The following is an 11651-nucleotide window of genomic DNA, read 5'->3' as shown; positions in this document are numbered from 1 at the left end:
TTTTTTTGGGCCGGGTGGGGGGTTTCTGCCTTTAACTTTTTCGGGTTCTTACCCGCCGCGCGGGAGAGTTTTAAGGATGCGGTCAGCTCTCGCTGAGCGCGCTCTTTTCGCCTTTCTTTTCGCGCGACAGCAGGCGTGTCACGAGGATGAAAAAGACCGGTACGTAAAAGATGGCGAGCGCCGTTCCGGTGACCGTTCCGAACAGCGTCGCATAGCCGATGGCGTTATGCGCCCCCGCCCCCGCCCCGGTCGACAGCATCAGCGGGGTGACACCGAGACCAAACGCAAGCGACGTCATCAGAATGGGCCGGAAACGCAGTTTCGCCGCTTCCCGCACGGCATTCAACGCGTTCTCGCCGAACATCGCCATGCGCTCGCGCGCAAATTCCACGATCAGGATCCCGTTCTTGCCGGTAAGACCGACGACCGCGAGCATACCGACCTGGAAGTAAACGCCATTTGTCTGGCCGCCAACCCAGGCGCCGAGAAGCGCGCCAAGGATACCGACGGGCATCGCGAGGATCACCGCAATCGGGATCGACCAGCTTTCATAAAGCGCGGCGAGACAGAGGAAAACCGTGGTAATCGCAAGTATGTAAAGGGTAATCGCGCCTGCGCCCGCTTCCTTTTCCTCAAGCGACATGCCGGTCCATTGCAGGCTGAAGCCATGCGGCAGCTGGGTTGCGAGTTCCTCCATCGCGAGGATGGCATCGCCCGATGAATAGCCGTCCGCGGCGAGACCGTCGATTTTCATCGCCGGCAGCGCGTTGTAGCGGCTGACCTGCTGCGGGCCAAAGATCCACTCCTGCGTCGCGAAGGTGGAGAAATCGACAAACTCGCCGTTCCTGTTCTGGATCCGCCAGAGACCGAGATCTTCGGGCGATGTCCGCGCCCAGGGCTCGCCCTGAACATAGACGCGCTTCACCCGACCTTCATAGAGGAAGTCATTGACATAGGCGCTCGACCAGATGGTCCTCAGGAAGTTCCCGACATCCGCCGCGGTGACCCCGACGGCACCTGCTTTCGCCCAGTCGATATTCAGCCTGAACTGCGCCGCATCTTCCACACCGCTTGAACGGACGGCGGTCAGACGCGGGTCCTCCATCGCGAGGCCAAGAAGCATGTTACGCGCCGCCAGCAGCTCTTCATGGCTTTGACCGGCCGCCGCCTGAAGATTGGCCGAAAAACCGTTCGAGGTGCCAAGCTCCATCACCGCAGGCGGCACGATCGGGATGACAATCGCCTCCTTGATCCCGCCCATCAGCGGCCCGAACGCCCGCCCTGCAATGGCGCCAACCGAATCCTCGGGATTGGTTCGAAGCCCCCAGTCCTTCAGCTTGACGAACATCATCGCCATATTCTGGCCCTGACCGGAGAAGGAGAAGCCCAGCACGGAAAAGACGGATTCGACATTCTTCTCCTCCGCCGTGATAAAGTAATTCTCGACCTTCGCGAGCACATCCGTTGTTTGCTCCGCCGTCGCGCCTGAGGGAAGCTGGACGAGTGTCAGCAGCGCGCCCTGATCCTCATCGGGAAGGAAGGACGTCGGCGTCTTCTGGTAGAGCGCAATCATCCCGGCAACGATCAGGCCATAGACCACGAGCATACGCAGCGGTCCCGCTGTTACCGCGCGGACGATCCGGCTGTAGAACGCCACGACGCGGGCGAAATATTTCTCGAACCCCGTGCTGAAGCCATTGCCAAGCCGGCCAAGAATGCTTTTGCGCGGCGCATTCGGATGCGCATGCGGTTTCAGCATAGTCGCGCAGAGCGCCGGCGTGAAGATCAGCGCGACAAGCACGGAAAGCGCCATCGCCGAAACGATGGTTACCGCGAACTGCTTGTACATCTCCCCGGTCGAGCCGCCGAAAAAGGCCATCGGGACAAAAACGGCGGAGACGACGATGCCGATGCCGACAAGCGCGCCCGAGATTTCATCCATCGATTTTCGCGTCGCCTCGACGGGGCCGAGCTTCTCATCGCGCATGATGCGCTCGACATTCTCGACCACAACAATGGCGTCATCGACGAGGAGGCCGATGGCCAGCACCATGGCGAGCATGGTGAGCGTATTGATCGAGAAGCCGAGCACCGCCATGATCCCGAAGGTGCCGAGCAGCACCACAGGAACCGCGAGCGTCGGGATGAGCGTTGCCCGGAAGTTATGCAGGAAGAGTAGCATGACGAGGAACACGAGCCCGATTGCCTCGAGCAGGGTGTAAATCACCGCCTCGATGGAGATCAGGACGAAAGGCGTCGTATCGTAGGGGATAATGTAACTGATCCCTTCCGGAAAATTCTCTGCCAGCTCTTCCACCTTCGCCTTGACGACTTCGGCCGTTGCAAGGGCGTTCGCCCCCGATGCGAGCTGGATAGCCATGCCCGAGGCCGGCTTGCCGTTGTAATGCGAGAGAATTTCATAGGTCTCCGCACCCAACTCGGCGCGCGCCACATCGCTGAGAAGAACCATCCCGCCATCGGTATCGGCGCGCACGACAATGCTTTCAAAGTCCGCCGGGGTGCGCAGGAGAGACTGCGCCGTAATCGTTGCATTGAGAAGCTGGCCGGGCGGTGCCGGCATTGCGCCGAACGAGCCCGCCGCGATCTGCGCATTCTGCGCCGTGATCGCATTGACAATGACGTCCGGCGACAGGTCGTAATATTTCAGCTTCAGCGGATCGAGCCAGATCCGCATGGAATATTCGGACCCGAAAACCTCCACCTTGCCAACGCCCGTCAGGCGCGACACCGGCTCGACCATAAAGGAGCTGAGATAATCGGAGAGATCGATATTGGTGCGTGTCCCGTCATCGGAGACAAGACCGATGACCATGAGAAAGCCGGTTGCCGATTTCTCGACCGTTACGCCCTGCCGCGTCACCACCGCGGGCAGCCCCGCCTCCGCTTGCGCCAGCTTGTTCTGGACCTGCACCTGCGCAATATCAGGATCGGTACCGATTTCAAATGTCAGCGTGACGGTCGCCCGCCCGGTCGAGGTCGTGGTCGAGTCGATATAGCGAAGGCCGTCCAGCCCCGTCATCTCCTTCTCGATCAGCTGCACGACCGTATCGGCGACCGTCTCGGCCGACGCGCCGGGGTAGACCGCGCCGATCACGATGGACGGGCCGGCGATCGAAGGATATTGCGACACCGGAAGGCGGAGAATAGACAGGATCCCGAGCCCCATGATCACAATCGCGATCACCCAGGCGAAGATCGGACGGTCAATAAAAAATCGCGCCATTCTCAGTTCCCTGCCGCCGGTGTGGCCGACGCGCTTTGCGCCCGGCCTTCAATCTGGACCGGAGCGCCCGGCCTGACTTTCTGGAAGCCCGCCGTCACCACTTCCTCGCCGCCCTTCAGCCCGCCGGTCGTCACCCAGCGATTACCGTCGGAGGTAATCACCTTCACTTCCCGGACCGCGATCTTGCCATCCTCCACGATCCAGACGCTGGCGGTGCCGCGGGCATCGCGCATCACCGCATTCTGGGGTACGAGAACCGCGTCGGACGTCACATTCTGCGGCAACTCAACCTCGACATAGAGGCCGGGAAGGAGCTTGTGATGCGGATTGGGGAAACTGACGCGCAGCGTCACCATGCCGGTGGTAGGTTCGACCTTCGGCTCGGCCGCGAGAACTGCGCCCTGCTCTTCAAAAATTTTCCGGTTGGGAAGGATCATCGTCGCGCGCGCATTCTTCATCGCGTCGGTCTGCTCGGGCGTGTCGTTCCAGCTCAGGAAATCATTGGCCGAGAGGGTCACGTCGACATAGATCGGATCGAGCGTGCGGATGGTCGCAAGCGGGGTCGCCTGCTGCGCGCTCACCAGTGCGCCGGTCGTCGTCTGCGAAAGACCGATAACGCCTTCGATGGGGGAGCGGATGGTCGTCCGGTCAAGATCGATCTCGGCGCTTCTGAGTTCTGCTCTTGCGATTTGCAGCATCGCCTCGGCCGAATTCTGCGTCGCCACCGCCTTGTCGCGGTTGGCCGCCGATCCGGTGTTGCGTGAATAGAGGTTCTTGGCGCGCTCCGCATCGAGCACGGCAAGGTCATAATTCGCCTTCGCCTGCGCCACCGCCGCCGCCGCCGCCGCGACGGCCGCCCGGTAGGTCGCATTTTCAATCTGATAGAGCGGGTCGCCTTCCTTGACCCGCGATCCTTCCTCGAAAAGCCGCTCCTGGATGATGCCGGAAACCTGCGGACGCACCTCGGCAACCGTCGACGCCTTGATGCGCCCCGGAAGCCGCGCCGTCGCGGTATAATCCGTTGTTTCGACCGTGACGACGGAAACCATCGGCAACGGCTGCTGCTGCGCCGATGCGACGACAGGGGCAACACCGATCAACAATAGAGTGGCTGTGGCAAGAATAGCTCTGCTCTTGAAGTTAAGGGGCATGGAGTTCCTATCGGATGTTTGGGATAAGGGGGATGATAGCATCAGGACACGCGGGACGACAGCGAATAGAGCCACCAGAAGACATACATCAACCTTCTCTTCAGTTCTGGAGGGGTTGGCGGGTTCAACCGGCAATTTGGCCCAACGGCGCCAGACGCCCGTTCTAATAAGGGAATTAAATACTGCAAGTCAATCTCTCCGCGCCGCCACCCCCGGCAAAACACCCCTTTACGTGAGGCGGGTCACATAAACGCTGCGGCATGACCGCTGGCTTGCGGGTGCTATAACGGAATCAAGAACAGATGTCGTTTAACAATATCCCTCAGCTTCCCCGATGTTTCCAGAGTTGATTTGTTGTGGCATTGGCCGTTAACGCAATAACGCCGCCAGCTGTTGTCTGGCGGCGTTTTATTGGTTGCGGGGAGAGGATTTGAACCTCTGACCTTCAGGTTATGAGCCAAGCGAAAAGCCATTCTCGGCATACTCTGCCAACACTTCTCAACAATCATAGTACTGAAATAACGCGATTTTTCTGTTGCGCCCTTCAGGCTCTTGTTGAGAGTTTTTGGTTTTCAGTGTGCCAAAAATGTGCCAAAAACGGTTTGGCACATCGCCCATTTCCGCGGCTCCCGAGGCTCACATGGCAACCATCCAGAAGCGCGAAGGCAAGAAAGGCCCGTCCTATCGGGTCATGGTCCGGATGAAGGGCTTCCCAATGCAGGTGAAGACCTTCAAGCGCCTGACGGACGCCAAACAGTGGGCGCAGGACACCGAAAGCGGCATCCGCAAGGGCGAGGTCAAGAATGTCGTCCGCACGGCAGCGACCAAGACCCTTCAGGACGTGATCGACCGCTTCCGTAAGGAGGTTTTCATCCACCGAGCGGAAAGCACCAAGCGGGCGGAAGGCTCCTTCCTGACCTATTGGGAGAAGGCGTTGGGGAGCTACGCCCTCGCCTACATCACCGCCGATATGGTGAGCGAGAAGATGGCGGAGCTGGCCGCCGCTGGCGACGGCCGCCGCAAGGCGGACGAGGATGAGAAGGCGGACAGGGCGAAGGCAGCGCCCAAGCCGAAGAGCCGGAAGACCCTGAAGCATTACCGCGACACGCTGGCGGCGCTGTTCAAGTACGCGATCCAGTGGGGCTGGACGGCCTCAAGCCCGCTGGACGGCGTGAACCGCATCACCAAGATCAGGAACGAACGCACCCGCTACTTGAGCGACGAGGAGCGCAAGCGTTTGCTCGACGCCTGCAAGACCAGTGACAACGAGCATCTCTACCCAGTGGTGGTGTTCGCCCTATCGACCGGCGCGCGGAAGAGCGAAATCCTTGGCCTGACGCTCGACGATCTGGACCTGAGCCGCGACACGGCCATCCTGCGGGATACCAAGAACGGCGACACGCGGGCGGTGCCCGTTGTCCACCACCTGCGGGACCTGCTGGAGAATCAGGTCGAGACGGTCAACAGGTTTTATGACGAGCTGGAGCCTCCGGCCGACACGCGCTGGCTGTTCCCGCGCCGGGACGGCCAAGAGCCGATCGACATCCGCAAGGCGTGGGAGCATGCCCGCGACGACGCCAAGATCAACGACTTCCGCTTCCACGACCTGCGGCACTCGACGGCCAGCTACCTCGCCATGAACGGGGCCAGCCTAGTCGAAATCGCGGAAATCCTCGGCCATCGGACGCTCCAGATGGTCCGGCGCTATGCCCACCTGTCCGAGAGCCACGTCAAGGGCGTGGTCAAGGAATTGAACGAAAAGATGTTTTGAGGCATAAAAAAGGTTCCTGCTCCTTTTGAGGCCCCGAGACCATGAGGTTACCATGGTTGACTACAGGGACCTGGCGACCGTGAAGCAGGTAGCGGCGGAAGCGCCGTTCATCACGGAAGCCACGCTGCGCTGGTGGATATTCCATGCGGAGACGAATGGACTGAAACCCGCGCTGCTGAAGATCGGTGGCCGGGTCTACATTGACCGCGCCGAGTTCAACAAGTGGCTGGAGAGCCAGCGCATGGCTCCCAAGCCGTTGAAGCCCGCGGCCTGAACGGCCCCTTTCCTCGACCGAAGCCCCGCCGTAAGGCGGGGCTTCTTTTCGGTGGCTCAACTGGGCCGAGACACTTTCATCGCCATCATCGCCCCCTTATTGGGCAAGCCATTTTCCATATGCCTGAATATCGATCATGGGAACGGTTCCGCTGAACTGGAGTTGAGAAATAAGATTGAAAAGAAACGCCGTGGCAGATTTTCCGCTATCCTCGAAATCATAGTCGTTGCTTTTCTGGTCAAACCGGAACAGCCCGTGAGCTGCTACACACCCCATGTTCAACTTGCCTTCGCCCCCATCCGCAGCCAGCGCGCTTCGCAGCGGCTCGCCTAAGGCCGGATTCCAATCACTCTCGAACGTGAGGATGCCGCCGAGGATCGGAATTAGGGGCTTGGGGTCGTAGACACCGCCTGCATGGGGGATGGGAAGGCTGGTTCGATGCAGCCGTCGGACGCTTGCCGCCTTCTCCTGAGCGTATCTAACGTAGTCGCTGTTTATGGATTGCTTGGCCTCAAAGACCGCGTAGACGCTTTCCGCCGGTATTAACTTTTCACCTTCAAAATTGAAAATGAAAGGCGAGTACTGGCGGTCAAAAATCACAACATCTATCTGCTGACTGAAGGTGCCTCGACTGTCAACGACGTGCGCCTTCTCAGCTTGGTAGCGGGCAGGCAGATAATCCTGGAAGAGCTTCAGCCAAATCTTCTCACTTGCATCCCCCTTCGTTCCGGGGTGACCAAAGCTCTGCCGTGCCGTTTGCAGACGGCTTTGTATGTCTTGATGAAGGTTTTCTAAGACCTTGGCAAGCGACCAAGTAGTCACGACACGCCCTCCCGAAACGGCGGAGTTGGCTCCATCCCACGGGCAATCTCGATCGCCCGCTTCGGATCGATTGGCTTGTTTGGATACGCATCCAGGACGAGCGTTGGCAGCAACCTCTGCGTAAGGTCGGAAAATGTAAAGCCGTATGCACGACCATTCATCTGGCCAGTGGCGGCAACCAGTTGATTCAGGTCTGGCTGCGAGAAGCCAAGCTCACCCAGGGAGCGCTGAAGCACCGACAGGCGTTGCACCTCATTGGGGCGACTGAAAGCCATGATGTCGGCCGCGCGCCGCTTTACTGCCGGGTCCAGAGCCCCTAGGCGGTTAGAGCACATGATGATGGCAGCAGGCACACGTGCGTTGGCGATCGTGTCAATCCCTCGGATGAATGCATTAACGCCCGCGCGATCTTCATGGTGCATCTGCGCGGCCTCACGGGACTGAGCCAGCGCATCTGCTTCATCCACCAAAAGAATTAGTCCGCCACGGGCCTTCCCCGTACTGCCTTTCAGCTTCATGGCCTCGGACAGCGTGTAATCGAAGGCCGTCGAGAGCAGTTGCGTCATTTCACCAACGCGACCCTGCCCTCTGCTTGACAGACTGAGCGGCAACAACGTGATGTCGATGTCTTCCTGACGCGCGACGGCATCACCGATCGTTTCGGCAAGTTCAGTTTTCCCCGATCCCACGTCGCCGGCAAGCACTACAAGCGGCGGGCGTCTCAAGACTGTATCCACAATTGCAGTCTGTCCGACATGATGCTTCCGGGCCCATGCCTCCAATCCGGCGGGGTTAATGAGTAGCCCCAGGATCTTCGTCAATCGCGATTTATTATCATCCAGACCTACAAGCTGAGCCAAACGCTCCCGAGCCGTAACATCAGGGTAGCTGATACGACGCTCAAACAACTGATCGATGTTCACGGTGCCGGTCATCACCAACTCCTCACAACGGATCGGTCCAGAGCTCTGCCGCCCGCCGCATACGTCTTATCGGATTCCAGATATCCATCGATGCCCGGTTCCGGTGCGCCGTTTCGTTGAAGAGGCAAGGTTCGTTTGAAGGCCTCCTGTTCGTTGGAAGTCAGCGCATCCCATGCGACGCTATACGTGAGGTAACTGTAAAACGAGGCGCCAGAAGTATCGGAATTCGGATGTACGCGGCCGGGATCGTCGTCATTGGCCACCATGCCCGCCAAATCCTTCGCAGTGTATTGGATCGTAGGCGCAATCCAGTCGCCGTTACGGCGAAAGCCGTAAGTGACGGTTCCAAGATACCCTGCCTTCAAGAACTCGATGACCTCGGCTTCGTAGTTGGCAATTTCCGCATCGCTCGGCGCGCCGTAAAACCGCTGCATTCGCTTGAGGTCTGCTGCCACTTTTGCAGCCATATGTTTGGCGTGCGTGATAGTGAAAGTCGTGGATTCGGTGATGGTGTAACTATAGCTCATGGCTGTTCTCAGACCTGAAATGACGGACCGAACACTTTTTGCCAGTAGCGGACGGTCTCCTGTTTGGTTGGTGCTGCAAGCGCTGCATCGATCGCATCGCCAGCTTCAAGCGCCGCTTCGATGATCGCGTCCGCCTGGTTTTGAGTGTAAAGCCGACTTACGTTATTGTCGGCGTTCACGGGATCGATAATTTGGACGGGCTCCGTGAATGTCCCGACTTCTGTCGGCGGGTAATAGTCATTGAAGACGATGCGCTTACGCAGCCCGGTCTGGCCGATGTAGGTGAAGAAATGTTGTAGGGCCTCCGGGTAATCGGATAAGTCGAGCCCCTGATCTGCCAAGTGTGACAGGATCATTTCGACCATAAAGGATTTGAATCGGAAGTCGTCCTTCTCGCGCTTCATGTTTCGCGCCCAAAACTTCACCAAACGGACGACTTGGGCGAAGTGGTTTTCCTGCGCCTGCTTGCGCTTACGGGTGAACTCCAGATGAAGGGGGATACTGGTCTTCAGGAATGAGCCGTCTTCTTGGCTGACGAGGTTCCCGTACCACTGCGGATCGCCGTCATAGAGAATCGGCACAATATCGACATCAAGGCCCGACCCCCGGAAGGAAACGGTCACGCTGTAAGTTTGCGGCTTTACCTGATCGGGGCTGAAATTTGGAAAAGCTTTGCGAAGCCGCTCCGCGAGGTACTCCAACAGCGCAGCGATGTCGCTGGGCGCTTCGGCGCCGCTGATGTAGCAGCCCACGTCGATATCGTTGAGAGACCGCAGAGCTGTACCCTTTGCTAGGCTGCCCGAAAGCAGCATCTTCCTGAGGGTAAAATCCGGATGCTCGTTCAGGTAGCCCTCCAGACGCTCACGCAGGCGACGTGCTTGAGCGCGATACTCGTCGGCCTTGTCTTTAGGCAGATTCACTCGCTCCTGCGCGAAGCGAGCGATGTCACTATGATTTACGTGCTGCCGCCCCACTGACCGGCCTCCGCCTGAGTTTCTCTAAATCTGGGCCATCAGGCCCACCGATACGCTGCATGATGTATGTTCGAATATCGAACTGTCAAGGGAATAATTTGACATTCGTTGTGTGATACGCCATATTTATGAGTGAGAGGAGAGGGATAGGCCCTCTCCAGCGAAATGAGGAGGCATCGCCATGGACCCTATCGAGCTTGGGCGCCGCTTGAGGATTGCTCGCGAAGCAAGAGGCTTGAGCCAACAAGCTGCGGCGGACGCTATTGGTGTGCCTCGGACGGCGATTACTCAGATGGAATCGGGGAATCGCGCCGTCTCGACTCTGGAGTTGACCAAGCTCGCAGAGCTTTATCGCCGCCCGGTGACCTATTTCTTCGAGGAGGCGGCCCCTGCGGAAGAAGAGGACGTGCTTGTCGCGCTGCATCGCGTCGCCCCCGGCCTGGAACAGGATCCGGCGGTTCGCGATCAGGTGGATCGTTGCCTCAGCTTATGCCGCGACGGTGTCGTCCTAGAGACTGTACTGGGATTGGCGGCCCGGTCAGGCCCCCCGGCGTATGAGATGCGTGCCCCCCGCACTGCCGGCGAAGCTATTGCGCAAGGGGAACATGTGGCGCATGAGGAAAGGCGCCGCCTCAGCATTGGAAACTCACCGATCCCTGACGTATCAGAGCTGATTGGCGCGCAGGGTATCTGGGCATCCGGCCTTGAGCTGCCCAATCACATGTCTGGTCTTTTTATGCGCCATCCGTCAATTGGGTTGGCGATTATCGTGAACGCGTCTCATCCGCGTGGACGAAAGAGGTTTTCATATGCTCATGAGTACGCCCACGCACTCATGGATCGAGATCACGATATAACGATCTCAAGCACCGACAATTCTGCGGAGCTTGTGGAGAAGCGGGCGAATGCCTTTGCCGCGTCATTTCTCATGCCAAGAGACGGCGTGTATGAGGTTCTGAGAAGCCTTGATAAGGGGCTTCCAAGCCGTCAGGAGCAAACGATTTTTGACGCTGCTAGCGGCGGGCAAATCGAAGCAGAGGCCCGCTCTGCGCCGGGCTCCCAACGCATTACCTACAAGGACGTGGCGATCGTCGGTCATCATTTCGGCGTGAGCTATCAGGCCGCACTCTATCGATTGAAAAGCCTCAGGCACGTTTCTCAGCCGGAGTCCGTTGAGCTCTTGGAGCATGAAGATTTCGGGAGACAGTATCTAAACGCGTTGAATATGTTCAAAGACGTCGGTGAGCAAGAGCAGCGGCAGTACTGGGACCGTGAGCTTCGTAGCGAAATTGCGCACCTCGCAATTGAAGCCTATAGGCGTGAGGAAATTTCGCGTGGGCGACTACTTGAACTGAGCAAGAGCCTGGACATTCCGGGCGAAACCCTCCTTGAACTAGCCGAAGTGGCCCGTGGGGAGTGAGCAGACGGCATGGTCCCTACGAGCCCATCTATTATCGTTTCAGATACGTCTGTTCTTGTGAACTTTCTCCGAATAGATCGAATGGACCTCATTGCTGATCACTCTCACAACTTCATCGTCACCGATCACGTTGTCGCTGAAATTACGGACCATTACCCTGACCAACAGTCTCGTTTTGCTCAGGCTCAGGCGGCCGGAATACTCCAACAGGTGAGCATCACAGACCCGGCGGAATTAGCGTTGTTTGCGGGGCTCACTGCATCGGGCCGCCTGGGTACCGGCGAGTGTTCTGCGATTGCTTTCGCCTCACACCAAGGACACATCCTTGCTATCGATGACCGCCGTGCATCAAACCATGCGCGCCGCGTCAGCCGAAATCTCCAAATTCTGACAACTCAGGATCTTATAGTTTCCATGATCCATGAAAGCCTATTGGACGTGGCGCAAGCTGATGCCATCAAGGACGAATGGGCGAATCATCATCGCTTCCGTATTGCGGTCCAGAGCTTTGCGGATTTGATTCCATAAAGCGGGTCAAAGCCCCG

The 11651-nt window shown here is 58.5% G+C and carries 10 protein-coding genes; 4 read left to right on the top strand and 6 right to left on the bottom strand.

The features are described from left to right. Window positions 1-82: 82 nt before the first annotated feature. Both V7Z56_RS00200 and V7Z56_RS00195 read right to left on the bottom strand, forming a co-directional pair. The gene (locus V7Z56_RS00200) at window positions 83-3244 is read right to left on the bottom strand and encodes an efflux RND transporter permease subunit (protein ID WP_334127316.1); all 3162 of its coding nucleotides are present in this window, start codon (window positions 3242-3244) and stop codon (window positions 83-85) included. Window positions 3245-3246: 2 nt separating this feature from the next. Further along, window positions 3247-4395 carry an efflux RND transporter periplasmic adaptor subunit gene (locus V7Z56_RS00195; protein WP_334127315.1) on the bottom strand — a complete coding sequence of 383 codons (1149 nt, stop codon included), beginning with the start codon at window positions 4393-4395 and terminating at the stop codon, window positions 3247-3249. Window positions 4396-5035: 640 nt separating this feature from the next. Between V7Z56_RS00195 and V7Z56_RS00190 the strand changes: the two genes are divergently transcribed. After that, window positions 5036-6166 carry a tyrosine-type recombinase/integrase gene (locus tag V7Z56_RS00190; protein ID WP_334127314.1) on the top strand — a complete coding sequence of 377 codons (1131 nt, stop codon included), beginning with the start codon at window positions 5036-5038 and terminating at the stop codon, window positions 6164-6166. A 52-nt stretch (window positions 6167-6218) separates the two neighbouring features. Beyond that, the gene (locus tag V7Z56_RS00185) at window positions 6219-6440 is read left to right on the top strand and encodes a helix-turn-helix domain-containing protein (RefSeq protein ID WP_013651418.1); all 222 of its coding nucleotides are present in this window, start codon (window positions 6219-6221) and stop codon (window positions 6438-6440) included. Between the two features lie 96 nt (window positions 6441-6536). Here V7Z56_RS00185 and V7Z56_RS00180 read toward each other — a convergent pair whose 3' ends face one another. The 4 genes from V7Z56_RS00180 to V7Z56_RS00165 are packed head-to-tail and all read right to left on the bottom strand — an operon-like array spanning window position 6537 to window position 9686. Then, window positions 6537-7262: a DUF6602 domain-containing protein gene (locus V7Z56_RS00180; RefSeq protein ID WP_334127313.1), complete on the bottom strand. Its 726-nt coding sequence runs from the start codon at window positions 7260-7262 to the stop codon at window positions 6537-6539. Further along, on the bottom strand, window positions 7259-8197 hold the full coding sequence (locus V7Z56_RS00175; protein ID WP_334127312.1) for an AAA family ATPase: 939 nt from the start codon (window positions 8195-8197) through the stop codon (window positions 7259-7261). Before V7Z56_RS00175 ends, V7Z56_RS00180 begins: the two co-directional genes overlap by 4 nt. Then, window positions 8197-8712, bottom strand: coding sequence for an HORMA-1 domain-containing protein (locus tag V7Z56_RS00170; RefSeq protein WP_334127311.1), 516 nt, complete (start codon window positions 8710-8712; stop codon window positions 8197-8199). Before V7Z56_RS00170 ends, V7Z56_RS00175 begins: the two co-directional genes overlap by 1 nt. An 8-nt stretch (window positions 8713-8720) precedes the next feature. Next, complete coding sequence (locus tag V7Z56_RS00165) at window positions 8721-9686, bottom strand: CBASS oligonucleotide cyclase (protein ID WP_334127310.1); 966 nt, start codon at window positions 9684-9686, stop codon at window positions 8721-8723. A gap of 181 nt (window positions 9687-9867) precedes the next feature. Between V7Z56_RS00165 and V7Z56_RS00160 the strand changes: the two genes are divergently transcribed. Both V7Z56_RS00160 and V7Z56_RS00155 read left to right on the top strand, forming a co-directional pair. Continuing rightward, window positions 9868-11106: an XRE family transcriptional regulator gene (locus tag V7Z56_RS00160; RefSeq protein ID WP_334127309.1), complete on the top strand. Its 1239-nt coding sequence runs from the start codon at window positions 9868-9870 to the stop codon at window positions 11104-11106. Between the two features lie 81 nt (window positions 11107-11187). After that, window positions 11188-11634: a hypothetical protein gene (locus V7Z56_RS00155; RefSeq protein ID WP_334127308.1), complete on the top strand. Its 447-nt coding sequence runs from the start codon at window positions 11188-11190 to the stop codon at window positions 11632-11634. Window positions 11635-11651: the final 17 nt, after the last annotated feature.

This window comes from Sneathiella sp., from assembly GCF_036844445.1.
GTDB lineage: Bacteria > Pseudomonadota > Alphaproteobacteria > Sneathiellales > Sneathiellaceae > Sneathiella.
Note: the sequence above shows the minus strand (reverse complement) of the source record. Positions and strands in the feature narration are given on the sequence as shown.